At 64.1% G+C, this 15375-nt stretch carries 17 protein-coding genes and 1 pseudogene; 3 read left to right on the top strand and 15 right to left on the bottom strand.

Features of this window, described 5'->3' with window-relative positions; translation table 11 throughout:
• Positions 1-307: 307 nt before the first annotated feature.
• The 3 genes from X743_RS154580 to tesB form a co-directional block, all read right to left on the bottom strand.
• Complete coding sequence (locus X743_RS154580; RefSeq protein WP_023765927.1) at positions 308-1651, bottom strand: ammonium transporter; 1344 nt, start codon at positions 1649-1651, stop codon at positions 308-310.
• A gap of 31 nt (positions 1652-1682) precedes the next feature.
• A complete protein-coding gene (locus X743_RS154585) occupies positions 1683-2021 on the bottom strand; it encodes a P-II family nitrogen regulator (RefSeq protein ID WP_023765926.1) in 339 nt (112 codons plus the stop codon).
• 321 nt (positions 2022-2342) lie between these two features.
• Positions 2343-3203 carry an acyl-CoA thioesterase II gene (gene tesB, locus X743_RS154590; protein ID WP_023765925.1) on the bottom strand — a complete coding sequence of 287 codons (861 nt, stop codon included), beginning with the start codon at positions 3201-3203 and terminating at the stop codon, positions 2343-2345.
• A 98-nt stretch (positions 3204-3301) separates the two neighbouring features.
• On the opposite strand from tesB, the gene X743_RS154595 reads away from it, so the two are divergent.
• Complete coding sequence (locus X743_RS154595) at positions 3302-4561, top strand: ubiquinone biosynthesis hydroxylase (protein WP_023765924.1); 1260 nt, start codon at positions 3302-3304, stop codon at positions 4559-4561.
• A gap of 39 nt (positions 4562-4600) precedes the next feature.
• Here X743_RS154595 and X743_RS154600 read toward each other — a convergent pair whose 3' ends face one another.
• From X743_RS154600 to X743_RS154610, 3 genes are all read right to left on the bottom strand, one after another.
• A complete protein-coding gene (locus X743_RS154600) occupies positions 4601-5128 on the bottom strand; it encodes a hypothetical protein (RefSeq protein ID WP_023765923.1) in 528 nt (175 codons plus the stop codon).
• A gap of 120 nt (positions 5129-5248) precedes the next feature.
• Positions 5249-5605 (bottom strand): YciI family protein, encoded by a 357-nt coding sequence (locus X743_RS154605; protein WP_023765922.1) that lies wholly within the window; start codon positions 5603-5605, stop codon positions 5249-5251.
• Positions 5602-5829 (bottom strand): hypothetical protein, encoded by a 228-nt coding sequence (locus tag X743_RS154610; RefSeq protein WP_023765921.1) that lies wholly within the window; start codon positions 5827-5829, stop codon positions 5602-5604. The genes X743_RS154605 and X743_RS154610 overlap by 4 nt, the downstream gene beginning before the upstream one ends.
• A gap of 224 nt (positions 5830-6053) precedes the next feature.
• Between X743_RS154610 and X743_RS154615 the strand changes: the two genes are divergently transcribed.
• Positions 6054-6479, top strand: coding sequence for an OsmC family protein (locus tag X743_RS154615; RefSeq protein ID WP_023765920.1), 426 nt, complete (start codon positions 6054-6056; stop codon positions 6477-6479).
• 81 nt (positions 6480-6560) lie between these two features.
• Here the strand turns inward: X743_RS154615 and X743_RS01000000168945 are convergent.
• From X743_RS01000000168945 to X743_RS154645, 7 genes and pseudogenes are all read right to left on the bottom strand, one after another.
• Positions 6561-7263: pseudogene (locus X743_RS01000000168945) on the bottom strand (DUF480 domain-containing protein).
• A 238-nt stretch (positions 7264-7501) separates the two neighbouring features.
• Positions 7502-8281: a succinate dehydrogenase iron-sulfur subunit gene (locus X743_RS154620; protein ID WP_023765919.1), complete on the bottom strand. Its 780-nt coding sequence runs from the start codon at positions 8279-8281 to the stop codon at positions 7502-7504.
• A complete protein-coding gene (locus X743_RS154625; protein WP_023765918.1) occupies positions 8282-8719 on the bottom strand; it encodes a DUF3052 family protein in 438 nt (145 codons plus the stop codon).
• A gap of 2 nt (positions 8720-8721) precedes the next feature.
• Positions 8722-10557 carry a succinate dehydrogenase flavoprotein subunit gene (gene sdhA / locus X743_RS154630; protein WP_023765917.1) on the bottom strand — a complete coding sequence of 612 codons (1836 nt, stop codon included), beginning with the start codon at positions 10555-10557 and terminating at the stop codon, positions 8722-8724.
• 1 nt (position 10558) lies between these two features.
• Positions 10559-10954, bottom strand: a complete 396-nt coding sequence (gene sdhD / locus X743_RS154635) for a succinate dehydrogenase, hydrophobic membrane anchor protein (protein WP_023765916.1) — start codon at positions 10952-10954, stop codon at positions 10559-10561.
• 2 nt (positions 10955-10956) lie between these two features.
• Positions 10957-11376, bottom strand: coding sequence for a succinate dehydrogenase, cytochrome b556 subunit (sdhC, locus tag X743_RS154640; RefSeq protein WP_023765915.1), 420 nt, complete (start codon positions 11374-11376; stop codon positions 10957-10959).
• 243 nt (positions 11377-11619) lie between these two features.
• Positions 11620-12045: a hypothetical protein gene (locus X743_RS154645; protein ID WP_023765914.1), complete on the bottom strand. Its 426-nt coding sequence runs from the start codon at positions 12043-12045 to the stop codon at positions 11620-11622.
• Between the two features lie 346 nt (positions 12046-12391).
• On the opposite strand from X743_RS154645, the gene X743_RS154650 reads away from it, so the two are divergent.
• The gene (locus X743_RS154650) at positions 12392-12754 is read left to right on the top strand and encodes a hypothetical protein (RefSeq protein WP_023765913.1); all 363 of its coding nucleotides are present in this window, start codon (positions 12392-12394) and stop codon (positions 12752-12754) included.
• Between the two features lie 87 nt (positions 12755-12841).
• Here the strand turns inward: X743_RS154650 and X743_RS154655 are convergent, their stop codons facing one another.
• Both X743_RS154655 and X743_RS154660 read right to left on the bottom strand, forming a co-directional pair.
• Positions 12842-14053 (bottom strand): GGDEF domain-containing protein, encoded by a 1212-nt coding sequence (locus tag X743_RS154655; protein ID WP_023765912.1) that lies wholly within the window; start codon positions 14051-14053, stop codon positions 12842-12844.
• 75 nt (positions 14054-14128) lie between these two features.
• Positions 14129-15325: a GGDEF domain-containing protein gene (locus X743_RS154660; RefSeq protein ID WP_023765911.1), complete on the bottom strand. Its 1197-nt coding sequence runs from the start codon at positions 15323-15325 to the stop codon at positions 14129-14131.
• Positions 15326-15375 lie beyond the last annotated feature (50 nt).

Raw genomic sequence — 15375 nt, 5'->3', positions numbered from 1 at the left:
TTGAAAAGCGATCGTCGGAACGGCGATTCGTCCCCACAGTTCGGGGCCTGGGCGGTCGATGTTTCTTCGAAAAACTTGTTCACGCGAACGTGATTGCATGAATCCCGGCAGCGGCAGAATGCCTGCACCAAAAAAAGAGGCCCGGATACGATCCGGGCCTCAAGGCGTGAACTCCTTTCGGGAGTGTCACGACGGGATCTTCTTCGAGGCAATTGCAGGGTGCAAGTGCATTGCCGCCCGCGATTGCGTGGAACAGGCAGGGGACCGGCGGGAGGAGGATCCGCCGGTCCCGTTGGCCAAGCCGGCCTTACGGCACGACTTCGCCATGCTGGGAGATGTCGAGACCCTCGACCTCTTCCTGGGTCGTCGGGCGCAGCCCAACCAGTGCCTTGACGACGTAGAGGATCACGAAGGTGGCGACGGCCGTCCACACGATGGTGACCGCGACGCCGTAGATCTGCTTGCCGAGCGAAGCGCCCGACGACAGGCTGTTGATCGCGGGATCGGCCAGCACGCCGGTGAGCAGGGCGCCGACCACGCCGCCGACGCCGTGCACGCCGAAGGCGTCCAGCGAGTCGTCATAGCCGAACATGTGCTTCACCTTGACCGCCGAGATGTAGCAGATGACACCGGCAAGGATGCCGACGATGAAGGCGCCGGTCGGGTTGACGAAGCCGGAAGCCGGCGTCACCGCGACGAGGCCGGCGACGGCACCCGAGATGATGCCGAGCACCGAAGGCTTCTTGGCGACGATCCATTCGGCGAACATCCAGGCCAGCGCCGCCGCGGCGGTGGCAACCTGGGTGTTGAGCATGGCCGCACCGGCAAGGCCGTCAGCCGCCAGTTCCGAACCGGCGTTGAAGCCGAACCAGCCGACCCACAGCAGCGAGGCGCCGATCACCGAATAGACCAGGTTGTGCGGCGCCATGTTGGTGGTGCCGTAGCCTTCGCGCTTGCCCAGGACCAGCGCGCAGACCAAGCCCGCGACACCGGCATTGATGTGGACGACCGTGCCGCCGGCGAAGTCGAGCACGCCAGCTGAGCCGAGGAAGCCGCCGCCCCAGACCCAATGCGCGATCGGCACGTAGACGATGAGCAGCCAGAGCGCCATGAAGATCAGCAGTGCCGAGAATTTGAACCGTTCGGCGAAGGCGCCGGCAATCAGCGCCGGGGTGATGATGGCAAAGGTCATCTGGAACATCGAGAAGACGAACTCGGGAATGTTCGCAACCCCCGGCAGCCACAACGACGAGGTCGTGATGCCGTGGTGGAAGAATTTCGAGGCGCCGCCAATATAGCTGTTCATGCCGCCGCCGTCGGAGAAGGCCAGCGAATAGCCGAACATGAACCACAGCACCGTCACCAGGCAGGTGATGGCAAAGCTCTGCATGATGGTGGCAAGCACGTTCTTCTTGCGCACCATGCCGCCGTAGAACAGCGCCAGGCCGGGGATGGTCATCATCAGCACCAGCGCCGTCGAGGTCAGCATCCAGGCGGTGTTGCCGGTGTCGAGCACTGGCGTTGGCGCGGCGGCCGCGGCGGCCGGAGCCGCTTCCTGCGCGAAGGCGGCGACGCTGCCCAACGCTGCGAGAGCGAGCGAGCCCAAAAGGGCGGCGCGTCCCGTCGTCTTCAAGGTAGAAGAAATATTCATTGAACTCTCCATTGGAATACGTGTTCGCCGCTCAGAGCGCGTCGGTGTCTGTTTCGCCGGTGCGGATGCGCACCGCCTGATCGATGCCGAAAACGAAGATCTTGCCGTCGCCGATCTGGCCGGTCTTGGCCGCCGCCGTGATGGCTTCGACGGCCTTGTCGACCATGTCGCCACTGACTGCGACCTCGATCTTGATCTTCGGCAGGAAACTGACCGCGTATTCCGCACCGCGATAGATTTCCGTATGCCCCTTCTGACGCCCGTAGCCTTTGACTTCGGTGACGGTCAGGCCCTGGATGCCGACGGCGGTCAGCGCTTCGCGTACCTCGTCGAGCTTGAACGGCTTGATGATTGCCATCACGATTTTCATAAGGTTTCACCCTTTGCTGTTGCGGTGACCCGCGTTTGCACGACTTCACCGATCCCAAAGAGCCGGAGAGTGCCAACAAGGATTCAAGCTTCATGCCAATTGCGGAGGCAGAACATTAACCCGTTGTAAACAAAAGGATTGAGAGGCTGTCGGCCGCCTCGTGCACACAGGCACGCCTAAGCGTATGCACAAAAAATGTGCAATTTTTCGAAATTGCCTATTTCGCCGGCTTTGTGCATGGGACCGAAACACGGAGCCGGTTTTCGCGGACAAACGGTTTTCGTTTGTCCAGAGATCCTGCTCAAACAAGACTCGCAGTGCTCAACGCTTGAGCCGGATCAAGCCTTCCTGGGCCATCGAGGCGATCAGCGTGCCGTCGCGTGCATAGAGCGTACCGCGGCTGAAGCCGCGCGATCCCGAGCTCGACGGGCTGTCCTGCGCATAGAGCAGCCAGCCGTCGAGCGCGTGCGGCCGGTGGAACCACATGGAATGGTCGAGGCTCGCCGCCTGGATATCGGGATCGAACAGGCCGCGCCCATGCGCGAAGGTAGAGGTGTCGAGCAGCGTCATATCGGAGAGATAGGCGAGCAACACCGATTGCAGCGCCCGGTCGTCGGGAACCGGCCCGGCAAGGCGGATCCAGACATTCTGGCGGGGCGGCAGCTTGTCGCGGCTTTCATAGTGCTGGAGATTGACCGGCCTGAGCTCCAGCGGCCGCTCGCGCGCCCAGAAGCGGCGCACCGCGTCCGGCACGCGCTCGGCTTTTTCGAGCAGCTGACGCTGCGTCTGCAGACCTTCCGGCGGCGGCACGTCGTCGGGCAGCGCGAATTGGTGTTCGAGCCCCTTCTCGTCGACCTGGAACGAGGCTTCCAGCGAAAAGATCGCCTGTCCGTGCTGAATCGCCAGCACGCGGCGGGTGGTGAAGGAGCCGCCGTCGCGAATGCGGTCGACCTCGTAGATGATCGGCACCTTGATGTCGCCAGGCCGCATGAAATAGCCGTGCAGCGAATGCACGAAGCGGTCCGGCTCCACCGTACGCTGCGCCGCCACCAGGGCCTGGGCGATGGTCTGGCCGCCGAACACGCGCTGCCACTCCACCTGGGGGCTGCGACCACGATACAGATTGTGTTCCAGCCTCTCGAGGTCGAGAATGCCGAGAAGCTCGTCCATGGCCGCCGTCATGTTTTGTGACCTCGCCTCAAAATTGCTATGGCGGTTTCCGACAGGAAGAACGAGCCGTCAAGGGCGCAAGCCCCGGTCGAAGCGCAAGGAGCCAAGACATGGAACGCAAGGCGGACGCCAAGACCAGATCCGGGCTCGATGTCCTCGTGGCCGGCGCCGGCTATGTCGGCCTGGCCACCGCCGTCTCGCTGAAGCAGGCCCGCCCGGGCCTTGCCGTGGCGCTGGTCGATGCCGCGCCCGCCGGCGCCTGGCAAAGGGATGGCCGCGCCTCGGCGATCGCCGCGGCCGCCTGCCGCATGCTCGACCAGCTCGGCGTCTGGGCCGAGATCGCGCCGCAGGCGCAGGCGATCACCGAGATGATCATCACCGATTCGCGCAGCGCCGATCCGGTGCGCCCGATCTTCCTGACCTTCGGCGGCGAAGTGGCCCCTGGCGAGCCTTTCGCGCATATGGTCGCCAACCGGGCGCTGAACGGCGCCTTGCGGGCCAGGGCCGAAAAGCTCGGCATCGACATCATCGAAGGCGTTGCCGTGCAAGGCTTCGAAACCAATAGCGCCGGCATGTCTGTGCATCTGGCCGACGGTGCCGCGCTGACGGCACGGCTTTTGGTTGCCGCCGACGGCGTCAATTCGAAGCTGCGCGACATGGCCGGCATCAAGACCGTGAAGTGGGACTATGGCCAGTCGGGCATCGTCTGCACCGTGGCGCATGAACGTCCGCACAATGGCCGCGCCGAAGAGCACTTTTTACCGGCCGGCCCCTTCGCCACCTTGCCGCTGAAACCCGACGAGGACGGCACCAACCGCTCGTCGATCGTCTGGGTCGAACGCGCGGAGGATGCCAAGGCGCTCGTCGAAGGCGACGATCTCGTCTTCGAGCACGAACTCGAACTGCGCTTCGGCCTGAAGCTCGGCGAAATCCGCGTCGCCGACAAACCGCGCGCCTGGCCGCTCGGCCTCACCATCGCACGTGCCTTCGTCGCCCCGCGTATCGCGCTTGCCGGCGACGCAGCCCACGGCATCCACCCGATCGCCGGCCAGGGGCTCAATCTCGGCTTCAAGGATGTGGCGGCGCTCGCCGAGGTGATTGTCGAGGCGGACCGGCTCGGCCAGGACATCGGCGCGCTCGACGTGCTCGAGCGCTACCAGCAATGGCGCCGTTTCGACACGGTGCAGATGGGCGTCACGACGGATGTGCTGAACCGGCTGTTTTCCAACGACATCGCCCCGCTGCGCACCGTCCGCGACATCGGCCTCGGCCTCGTCGAACGCATGCCGCGCCTGAAGGATTTCTTCATCCGCCAGGCGTCGGGACTGTCCGCCGGCACGCCGCGCCTGTTGAAGGGCGAAGCGATCTGACCGTCTCACGGGCGGACACACCAGGGTGTGCGGTCAAGCCTAATTGACCTCGAAACCGAGCTTCTGCCGCAGCCGCAAAATGCGTTGGTCGGCGATCTCGAGGCGCTTCTCGCCGCCCTGGGCGGCGCGGTTGACCATCTGCAGGAGATCGTTGCGTTCCGACACGTCAAGACGCTCGCGCAGGAACGGCGCCAGTTTGTCGATGACGATCGTCGTGTCGTCGATCTGCGAGACCGCCCATTTGGCGTAGATCACCGCCTCGTCGGTCTTCTTCTTGTCGGCGATTTCCGAGATCACCGACCGGATGACGGCCTCGCGCTGCGGCAGCACCGGCCCGTCCTCGGAGACGATCGCGGTGATGAGCGTTGCCGCCGCCACCACCGGGTCGTCGATCGCCGTCAGCGGCGACAGGGCCGCCTGCTTGCGCAGTTTCTTGCGACGCACGGAGCCCTGGACCCGGCCGATCACATCGGCAACGTCACGCGCGGCTTCGTTCATGGCCTTCATCCGGTACCACCAGAGCGCCGCCGCTCCGAGCACGCCGAGAACGGCAATCAGGAAAGGCATGTCGGATTCCCCCAAGATCCCGGCGACGATAGGAGAACTCTCGGCTTGCTTCAACGGCGAAGAAATCTCGGCCGCTCAGCCAGGCACCTATTCCGTTGGGCCGCAGGCAAACAATCCTGCCTATGATCCCGGCACATTGTAGATCGCGCGCACCTCGATGGTGCCCAGTTCAGCCAGCGGAATGTCGCCGGCGATGTCCAGCGCCTGCTCGAGATTGTCGGCTTCGATCATCACGAAACCGAGCAGCTGCTCCTTGGTTTCGGCGAAAGGGCCGTCGGTGATCAGGCGCTTGCCCTCTCGCCGTCGCACCGACTTCGACGTCCTCACCGATTGCAGCGCCTGCGCGATGATCAGCTTGCCCGCTTGATCCAGGGACCTGTCATAGGCCAGCGAATCGGCATCGAGCTTGGCCATCCCCTCCGGGGTCAGCGCATAGAGGTCTTTCTCCTCACCATAGACCAGGCAGACATATTTCATTTCGAACTCCCGTGCTGGGATGAATCATAGGATGCCGCCACGAGCGTGTCAGCCTTGCCGTCGACCGCTGCCGCATGGTCGAGCAAACACGCCGCGACCGCGATGATGGCGACAGCCGCCAGCAGCCTGCCGAAACCGGACGCCGGCGGATCCAGCCAGAAGTCCTGCCGTCGCTGAGCCTTGTGGCCCGGGTTGTTCCACAGCGCGAAAAACAGATTATCCATGTGAACCTCCATCCGGCCACAACTCCGTGGCCGCCCGCAGGACGGTCGGGCCGGATGGAAGTCGACATTTTTGCACGCACTTTTTTCCAAAAAGTTCGAACCCGCCGCAGCCAACAGCGCGCAAATGTCCAAACAGCGGGAGTGGTCTTCGCACACACCCGCGCTATAGTTGGCCGGACGCTGGGCTCACCCAGGACAAATTCACGACGACCAAGGAGGACTTCATGGACCGCACTGCAAACGCCGTCTGGAAAGGCAATCTGAAAGAGGGCCAGGGCACGCTCGACACGCAGAGCGGGACGCTCAAGGGCACGCCCTATTCGTTCAAGGCGCGCTTCGAGGACGAGAGCGGCAAATCCGGCACCAATCCGGAAGAGCTGATCGCGGCGGCTCACGCCGGCTGCTACGCCATGCAGCTTTCGCACTTCCTGGCCGAGAATGGCACGCCCGCCGCCGAACTCGACGCCAAGGCCGTGGTGACGTTGGTTCCCGGCACCGGCATCACCGGCAGCGCCATCACGCTGGTCGGCAAGGTGCCCGGCATCGACGCGGCTAAATTCAAGGAATTGGCCGAGAAAGCCAAGGCCGAATGCCCGGTCTCGAAGGCGCTCGGCGCCATCAACGTATCGCTCGACGCCCGGCTTGGTTGAGCAGGCCGACCGGAAGTGACGAACGCCGGCCTGAGAGCCGGCGTTTTCGTTATGGGCGCCGGCGCCCTGAGCGGCGAACCCTCAACCGCCCAGCGCGTCAAGCCGGGCGCGTAGTGCGGCGACTTCCTGCTCCAGCGCCTCCAATCTCGCCTCCAGGTCGGAGGCAGGCATGGCTGGCGCGCTCCGCTGCGCCGAAAGGGCAGCAATGTCCACCGGGCCGGCGAGGAGATGCACGTAGCGGTCCTCGCGTTGGCCTGGCCCGCGCGGGATTTCCTGGATCAGCGGCGGGCGACGGCCGATCAGCATATCGAGTTCACCCCGCAGCGCCTCGATCGACGAAAACCGCGCCATGCGCTCGGCGCGCGCCAGGAGTTCATGCGCCGTTTGCGGCCCGCGCAACAGGAGCAGGCCGAGCAAGGCGGTCTGCGGCGTCGTCAGCGAGAAGCGCTGCGCCATCTGATGCTCATAGCGCTCCACGCGAGAGCCGAACATCTGCCGCACCAGCCCCTTCTGCTCAAGCAGCTTCAATGCCCGGTGCACCTCTGTCTGCTCCAGCGCCATCACAGGTTCGCGCGCCGTCNTTCTGCTCAAGCAGCTTCAATGCCCGGTGCACCTCTGTCTGCTCCAGCGCCATCACAGGTTCGCGCGCCGTCTTCTGGTTGGCGGCGGCAAGGGCTGCATTGAGCGTCAGCGGATAGACATCCGGCGTCAGCTCCTTCTTCTCGATCAGGCAGCCGAGCACGCGGGCTTCGACGGGGGAAAGGATGGGAAGGTCTTCGCTCATTGGATGAGTATCCTTTTTGAGGTCGAGGGACAGCACCCCCCTCTGTCCTGCCGGACATCTCCCCCGCAAGGGGGGAGATCAACAGCTTCAGCGCTGTCGATCCACTCTTGCAACGGTGGAAAGTAGCGAAAGTCGAGATGACGGCCAATCTCCCCCCTTGCGGGGGAGATGTCCGGCAGGACAGAGGGGGGTGTGACGGATCGCTACAGACGACAATTTCGTCGAGACTAACCTCCGCCTAAACCCGTCTCTCCACCATCATCTTCTTGATCTCGGCGATTGCCTTGGCCGGGTTCAGCCCCTTGGGGCAGGTCTGGGCGCAGTTCATGATGGTGTGGCAGCGATAGAGACGGAACGGGTCCTCGAGATTGTCGAGGCGCTCGCCCTTGGCTTCGTCGCGGCTGTCGATCAGCCAGCGATAGGCTTGCAGCAGGGTTGCGGGGCCGAGATAGCGGTCGCCGTTCCACCAGTAGCTCGGGCACGAGGTCGAGCAGCAGGCGCACAATATGCATTCGTAGAGCCCGTCGAGCTTCTCGCGGTCCTCATGGCTCTGCAGCCATTCCTTGGCCGGCTCCGGCGACACCGTCTTCAGCCACGGCTCGATGGAGGCGTGCTGGGCGTAGAAATTGGTGAGGTCGGGCACCAGATCCTTCACCACCTGCATGTGCGGCAGCGGGTAGACTTTCACGGCGCCGGAAATGTCGTCGCAGCCCTTGGTGCAGGCCAGCGTGTTGGAGCCGTCGATGTTCATGGCGCAGGAGCCGCAAATGCCTTCGCGGCAGGAGCGGCGCAAGGCCAGCGTCGGGTCGATCTTGTTCTTGATCCACAGCAGCGCGTCGAGCACCATCGGCCCGCAATCGTCCATGTCGACGAAATAGGTGTCGATGCGCGGATTCTCATCATCGTCGGGCGACCAGCGGTAGATGCGGTATTCCCGCAGATTGGTGGCGCCCTCCGGCTTCGGCCAGGTCTTGCCCTGCTGGATCTTCGAGTTCTTGGGGAGCGTCAGTTCGACCATTTACCTCAGGTCCTTTCGGATGACGAGCTTCAGCCCGGACCAGATTTCATTGACGGCGGCGACCTTCACATCGACAAGGTCGAGCTTCAGCGCTTCAGTGCGGACAACGCCTTCGGTGACGTCGGTCGGCACCTTCGACGCCTTTTTCGGCCAGGACACCCAGACCATGCCGTCGCGCTTGATCGCCGCTTCGACATCGCCCAGGCGATCCTCGATCTCGGCGCGCTGCCGGGTGAAGGCATGGACGGCGTCGTATCTTTGATGGCTGCCTGAAATGTCGGACCATTCGGCAAGCCGGTCGACCTCGGCAAAATCGACGGCGCCGGCCAACGCATCGAGTTCCACAGGCAGCGCGATGAAGGCGGCGGTCATACCGTCCTTCAGGCCGAGCTTGGCCGGAAGGGGCGTGCCGGAATATCCCGCTGCCGCCAGCGCCATGGTCAATACACCCTGGCCTTGGGCGCGATCTTGGCCGGGTTGATACCGCCGTCGGCTTCCTTGCGCTGCAATTCGGTGTGCACCGGCCGATAGCTGAGCGTCACCTCGCCGGCTTCGTTGAGCCGCGCCAGCGTATGCTTGCGCCAGGTCACGTCGTCGCGCGCCGAAAAATCCTCGCGGGCGTGTGCGCCACGGCTCTCCTTGCGCGCCGCGGCGCCATAGACCGTGGTGATGGCATTGGCCATCAAATTTTCCAGCTCAAGCGTCTCGACCAGGTCGGAGTTCCAGATCATCGAGCGGTCGGACACTTTTATGTCCTTGAGCTCGCCCCAGATCTGCGAGACGCGCTTGCAGCCATTGTCCAGCGATTCCTGGGTGCGGAACACCGCCGCGTCCTCCTGCATCGCCTTCTGCATCTTCTCCCGCAGCACCGCCGTCGGCGTCGAGCCATTGGCGTGGCGCAGCCGGTCGAAGCGGTCCATGATCTTTTCGACAGAGGCTTCGTTGGGCGAAGGGATAGCCGAATTGCGGTCGATGACCTGGCCGGCCCGGATCGCCGCCGCGCGGCCGAACACGACCAGATCGATCAGCGAGTTCGAGCCCAGCCGGTTGGCGCCGTGCACCGAGGCGCAGCCCGCCTCGCCGACGGCCATCAGCCCGGGCGACACCCGGTCCGGGTTCTCCGCCGTCGGGCTCAGCACTTCGCCCCAATAGTTGGTCGGCACGCCACCCATATTGTAGTGCACCGTCGGCAGCACGGGGATCGGCTCCTTGGTCAGATCGACGCCCGCGAAGATCTTGGCCGATTCCGAAATGCCGGGCAGCCGCTCATGCAGGACGGCCGGGTCGAGATGGTCGAGATGCAGGAAGATATGGTCCTTCTTCGGGCCGACGCCGCGGCCCTCGCGGATTTCCAGCGTCATGCAGCGCGACACCACGTCGCGTGAGGCAAGGTCTTTGGCCGACGGCGCGTAGCGCTCCATGAAGCGTTCGCCTTCGGAATTGACGAGGTAGCCGCCCTCGCCGCGCGCGCCTTCGGTGATCAGGCAGCCGGCACCGTAGATTCCGGTCGGGTGGAACTGCACGAACTCCATGTCCTGCAGCGGGAAGCCGGCCCTGGCTGCCATGCCGCCGCCGTCGCCGGTGCATGTGTGTGCCGACGTCGCCGAGAAATAGGCGCGGCCATAGCCGCCGGTCGCCAGCACCACCATCTTGGCCGAGAACCGGTGGATGGTGCCGTCGTCGAGATTCCACGCGACGACGCCGGTGCAGGTGCCGTCCGGCTCCATGATCAGGTCGAGCGCGAAATACTCGATGAAGAACTGCGCGTTGTGCTTCAGCGACTGGCCATAGAGCGTGTGCAGCATGGCATGGCCGGTTCGGTCGGCGGCGGCGCAGGTGCGCTGCACGGGCGGGCCTTCGCCGAAATTCATCATCATGCCGCCGAACGGCCGCTGATAGATCTTGCCTTCTTCGGTGCGCGAGAACGGCACACCGTAATGCTCGAGTTCGTAGACGGCGGCGGGCGCCTGCTGGACCATGTACTCCTGCGCGTCGATGTCGCCCAGCCAGTCCGACCCCTTGACGGTATCGAAGAGATGCCATTGCCAGTTGTCCGGGCCCATATTGGCGAGCGAAGCGGCAATGCCGCCTTGCGCGGCCACCGTATGCGAGCGGGTCGGGAACACCTTGGTGATGCACGCCGTGCGCAGGCCCTGTTCGGCCATGCCGAGCGTGGCGCGCAGGCCAGCCCCTCCGGCGCCGACGACCACCACATCGAATTTGTGGTCGACGAAAGTGTAACCTGCCGTATTGGCCGATTTCGCGTCCTTGGCCAAATCAGCCTCCGAATGCCAGCTTGAGCAGGGCGAAGATCGAGGCGACGCCGACCACTACCGTGAAAAAAGTATTGAGCGCGATGAGCGCCAGCTTCATGCCTTCGGCATGCACGTAATCCTCGATGATCACCTGCATGCCGATACGCATGTGATAAAGGGGAGAAATGAGCACCAGTGCCATCACCAGGGCCACCAGTGGATTGGCGAGCGCTGCGCGCACCTCAGCATAGCTGGCGCCGTTGAGCGCAATCAGGAAGCCGGTGAAAAACAGGATCAGCGGAATGTTGGCGATCGCCGTCAGCCGCTGGCGCCAGAAATGCCCGGTGCCTTCGCGGGCGGAACCCAGGCCGCGGACCCTGGCCAGCGGCGTGCGCATGTCGGTCTTGCCAGTGCTCATGATCAGGCTCCCCGCGCCATGTAGCCGGCGACCCAGATCAGCAATGTGAGCAGGATCGAGCCGGCCAGCGTCGCCCAGGCGATCTTCGACGCCGTGTGCTTTTCGAGACCGGCGCCGGTGTCCCAGACAAGGTGGCGCACACCGCCCAGCATGTGGTGCATCAGCGCCCAGGTGTAGCCGAACAGGATGAGCCGGCCGAGCCAGGTGCCGAAGGCCCAGTTGACCCAGTCGAAGGCGCCTTGCGAGCTTGCCGCCGCCATCAGCCAGATCGCGACCAGCAGCGTGCCGAAATAGAGCGCACCGCCGGTGATGCGATGGATGATCGACATCATCATGGTGATCGGCGGCCGGTAGACCGTCAGATGCGGCGACAGCGGCCGTTCACGTCTGGCATTGGCGCGGGTGGCTGGTGATCTGCTCATGGCTCCCCCAGTTCGACGTCCGGAGCCGCGATGGAAAGCGGCATTTGCCCCCCTTATGTATGACTTCGGACAGCGGGTTTCTAATGCTCTTTTTGCACCGCGTCAAAGCCAGAAAATCGTTTTGGAAACGTCATTTAGTCTGACAAAACGGCAGGCTCGGGCTTCAATCGATTAGGGGCTGGTGGCCCGCGCCGCGCTCGATGTCGCTGCAGTGCAGCATACACAACTCGTTAGCCGTGCGGTCTATCGCCTGCAGGTCCGCGGCGTCGAGCCCCTCTTCATCACCAGCGCCTCGCGCCCGTCGATCACGATTGCGTTATGCGTGGCGGCTTCCTGATAGCGGCTGGACTGGTTGGCGGGCGACGCCACGAATTCTTCGGTCCCGCCGTCCGGCCCGATCACACGCAACGACGAGCCGAGATTCTGAATGGTGATCGCGCTGCCATTGCCGCATCCATAGGTTGCCGTACCCACTGCGGATCGCGGCGCGGTAAGGTCGGTGGTGATCTTGGTTGGCGATGTCGGAGGCGCCACGGCTGCCATGGATTGCTGAGCCGGCGCGGGCGAGACGGTGTTGGCCGCCTTCGGCGCGTTATCCTGCGGCACACAGGCGGCAACGATGGCGAGCAACGGGAGAAAGGACACCCAAACCGTCCGCCGCAACGCCATATGCTGTCCTCCCCTGCGGCAAGCTAGCCGCGATGCTTTTGCCAAGATCAAGGTCGACCCGATGGCTGGCGGCGATGGTGCGGTCAAGCATGGCCGAATGATGGCCACGGGGTTTTCCCTCAAGTCGGAAATTAACCATGTTTGACGAGACATCGCCGGCAAACGCGCCGGCCTCTTAACAAAGGTTAAGAAAAGGTTAATTTCTGATTCGAGGAGCCAATGCATGTCGTCCAAGAACGCGTCAGCGGTTTTGGGACAACGGCATGCATCCAAACAAGGATTAAGGCGCGTCGCGACGCGCTTTGGCCTCTACCCATCAGGGGCCTCTAACCATCAGGAGGACGTCATGCGTTCCAACTCTGGCAGATCGCGCCTCGCGGCGCTCATCGTGGCCGCCTTGGTCGCCGGCCTGGCGACACCCGCACTTGCGGGGGCTCGCCACCAGGATCGCGTCTACGCCGATTCCCTCGGCAATCTCGTCATCGACAGCTCAGCCGGCTACAAGCGCATCATCGTTGGCGAAGGCAAGCTCGCCAAGCGACTGTCCGACTACACCAGCGCCGGCCAGCCCAAGGTGATCTACCAGGACGAAGCCGATGAGATATCGGGCGGCAGCGATTGCTACCGGCCGCCGGTCTTCGTCAAGGGCAGAAGCTACATGTACGGGCTTTCCGAAGGCGAGATGCCCGAACTCAGCCCCTGCCGCTAGAGCGTGATTCCGAAAAGTGGGAACCGGTTTTCGGAAGAGATCATGCTCCAGAAAAGAGTTGGATCAGGATGACGGTCCAACCAAACGTCACCCTGATCTGGAACTCACGACCATTGCATTAGCCGGCCACTCGCCTCCCGGTCCGGCTGAGACACGCACGCAGTCGCGTCCGGCATTCTTCGCCAGATAAAGCGCCTCGTCGGCACGCCGCATGAGATCGGCAATGGTTTCGCCCGGATGAAGTTCGGCAACCCCGAAGCTCGCCGTGCAGCGATTGTCGGCCGGCAGCCCGTCGATGGGCAGCGTGCCGAACGCGCTGCGCGTGCCCTCGGCGAACAGCCGGGCGCCGGCAAGGTTGGTTCCCGTCAGGATGATGGCGAACTCCTCGCCACCGATCCGGCCCGCGGCGTGGTGGCCGGCGGCGGCCTCCCGCAGCAGGCCGGCGAAGGTCTCGATCACCCGGTCGCCGGACGCATGGCCGAAACCGTCGTTTATGCTCTTGAAATGATCGAGATCGGCAATCACCAAGGCGACCGGCACGCCTTGCCGCACGGCGCCAAGCACCGCCAGCTCGGCCTGGCGCGTGAAGCCCCCGCGATTGAGCAACCCCGACAGCATATCCATCTCCGACTTCGAGATCACTTCGGCCAGCACATCGCGAGCGAGTATCGCCAGCGTCAGCAGCGCCAGCGCCAGCGCGAAGACGGTGCCGAGCGACTGCGACACCAGCGCGTAGCTGCTTTGCAGGTAGGCCTGCGGATTGGCGCCCCAGCCGCCCAGCGCATGGGCGATGAACGGCTTGGAGGCGAACTGCAGGCCACTGGCCGCGAGCACCCCCATCAATATGAGATCGAGCCGGCCACGCCTTTGTCTTGACGACCAGACGATGGCCAGCCCGACGAACTGCATGACGGCATAGGGAAGCTGGTAGGCCATCATGCGGACCAGCGATTGGCGCGGCAGGTCCTGCACGAAATAGACGGCGACGGTGGCGGCGAACAGGAAGACCAGCATCGGCGACCATGGCGGCGCCACGCCGTATTTGCGGGCCAGCCCGCCATTGAAGGCGATGGTGGCGGCAAGGAAAACCGCGAAGGCGGCGACCACCGGGAGCCGCGCATCGCTGAAGGCAGGAATGCTGAATTCGATGGCCGAATAGACCATGCCCAGCAGGTAGCCGAAGGCAAACCAGCGCGCCGGCGCGCGGCCGGCATCATGCAATGCGACCGCCATGAAGGCTGCCGCCAGCAGGCCGGCAACCGACAGATTGATCAACAGGATGAAGTTGGCGCCGCTCATTTTCTTTCAAACCCCGAGCCCCACCTAAGCATCGACGGGCGAAAAAGACGTTAACGCGAGGCCGGGCGCGCGTGATCAGCTCGCCTTGAGCGGCTCCGCCACGAACACCGTTTCCGGTCGCTCGTAAGACAGGCGCACACTGTCGCGGCCGTTCTTCTTGGCCTTGTAGAGCGCCTCGTCCGCGCGGCGCATCAGGGGCTCCAGCGCCTCGCCGCCGCTGCGCGCCGCCACGCCGAAACTGGCGGTGACCTTGGTGCCCGGAGGAAGCCCGTCGACGCTGCCGGCCGAATAAAGCGTGCGCACGGCCTCGGCGAACAATCGCGCCGACGCGAGATCGCTGAGCGGCAGGAGTACGGCGAACTCCTCGCCGCCGATGCGCCCCGCGGCACCCCTCGTCCCGGCCGCCGCCCGAAGCTTGGCGGCGAAGTCGGCGATCACGCGGTCGCCCGCCGCATGGCCATGCACATCGTTGAGCGCCTTGAAGTGGTCGAGATCGGCCAGCACCAGGGCCACCGGGAATTTTGCCCTGGCGCAAGTCTCCAGCAGCATCGCGGCGCGCTCCTCGAAACCGCGGCGGTTGAGCAGGCCCGACAGCGGATCGGTAAACGTCTCGGTCTTCAGCGCCTTCATCACGTCGAGTGCGGCGGCGGTGAACAGGCAGAGCGCGATCAGCAGCGACAAAAGCGCGTGCGACAGCAGCGCGGTCGTCCAGTAGGACGAACCATAGAACCCGTCATAGCTGGCAAACGGGCCGTGCGCGATGACCACGACGAGGGTGCGGACGAAGAAATTGAGGCCCGACAGCAGCGACAACACGAACAGGATTTTTTCCGTCGGGCCGTGGTTGCGCACCGGCCTGAGTTCGGCGGCGACCAGGAGACTGATGCCTCCGAAGGCGAAATTCATCGCCAGGATACGCCAGGTGAGATCCGGCGCCACGAACAGGAACCAACAGAAGGACACCAGCCCGCCAAGCGCCAGCACGCCGATCCCGACATAAGGCACCTTGCGGCCGTAGCGGGCGACAATGGCGCTGGACAGGCAGCAACCGGCAATGGCGAAGCAGATGTTGGACACCAGCTTGGTCAGCACCATGCCGATTGGCAAGGTGAAATACTGGAACAGAAAGCCCGGCGCCGAGACGCAGTAACTGAGCGCCAGCACGGCCAGATAGGGACGATGGCGCTGATAGGTCCATAGCACGAGGAACGCCGCGCCGAGGGCCAGCGCGATCGTCGGATTGAGCAGCGCTATAAACAGACCGGTGTCCAAAAGACGGTGACTTCCCCTCGCTGACGTCGGGGAAGAGCTTAGAGCGCAAG

Source organism: Mesorhizobium sp. LNHC232B00, from assembly GCF_000502435.1.
GTDB classification, from domain to species: Bacteria; Pseudomonadota; Alphaproteobacteria; order Rhizobiales; family Rhizobiaceae; genus Mesorhizobium; species Mesorhizobium opportunistum.
This window is presented reverse-complemented; position numbering and strand designations above follow the sequence as displayed.

Coding starts and splice junctions, on each gene's coding strand:
- X743_RS154580 (WP_023765927.1), bottom strand. CDS start 1,651: ATGAATATTTCTTCTACCTTGAAGACGACGGGACGCGCCGCCCTTTTG.
- X743_RS154585 (WP_023765926.1), bottom strand. CDS start 2,021: ATGAAAATCGTGATGGCAATCATCAAGCCGTTCAAGCTCGACGAGGTA.
- tesB (WP_023765925.1), bottom strand. CDS start 3,203: ATGACGGCGGCCATGGACGAGCTTCTCGGCATTCTCGACCTCGAGAGG.
- X743_RS154595 (WP_023765924.1), top strand. CDS start 3,302: ATGGAACGCAAGGCGGACGCCAAGACCAGATCCGGGCTCGATGTCCTC.
- X743_RS154600 (WP_023765923.1), bottom strand. CDS start 5,128: ATGCCTTTCCTGATTGCCGTTCTCGGCGTGCTCGGAGCGGCGGCGCTC.
- X743_RS154605 (WP_023765922.1), bottom strand. CDS start 5,605: ATGAAATATGTCTGCCTGGTCTATGGTGAGGAGAAAGACCTCTATGCG.
- X743_RS154610 (WP_023765921.1), bottom strand. CDS start 5,829: ATGGATAATCTGTTTTTCGCGCTGTGGAACAACCCGGGCCACAAGGCT.
- X743_RS154615 (WP_023765920.1), top strand. CDS start 6,054: ATGGACCGCACTGCAAACGCCGTCTGGAAAGGCAATCTGAAAGAGGGC.
- X743_RS154620 (WP_023765919.1), bottom strand. CDS start 8,281: ATGGTCGAACTGACGCTCCCCAAGAACTCGAAGATCCAGCAGGGCAAG.
- X743_RS154625 (WP_023765918.1), bottom strand. CDS start 8,719: ATGGCGCTGGCGGCAGCGGGATATTCCGGCACGCCCCTTCCGGCCAAG.
- sdhD (WP_023765916.1), bottom strand. CDS start 10,954: ATGAGCACTGGCAAGACCGACATGCGCACGCCGCTGGCCAGGGTCCGC.
- sdhC (WP_023765915.1), bottom strand. CDS start 11,376: ATGAGCAGATCACCAGCCACCCGCGCCAATGCCAGACGTGAACGGCCG.
- X743_RS154645 (WP_023765914.1), bottom strand. CDS start 12,045: ATGGCGTTGCGGCGGACGGTTTGGGTGTCCTTTCTCCCGTTGCTCGCC.
- X743_RS154650 (WP_023765913.1), top strand. CDS start 12,392: ATGCGTTCCAACTCTGGCAGATCGCGCCTCGCGGCGCTCATCGTGGCC.
- X743_RS154655 (WP_023765912.1), bottom strand. CDS start 14,053: ATGAGCGGCGCCAACTTCATCCTGTTGATCAATCTGTCGGTTGCCGGC.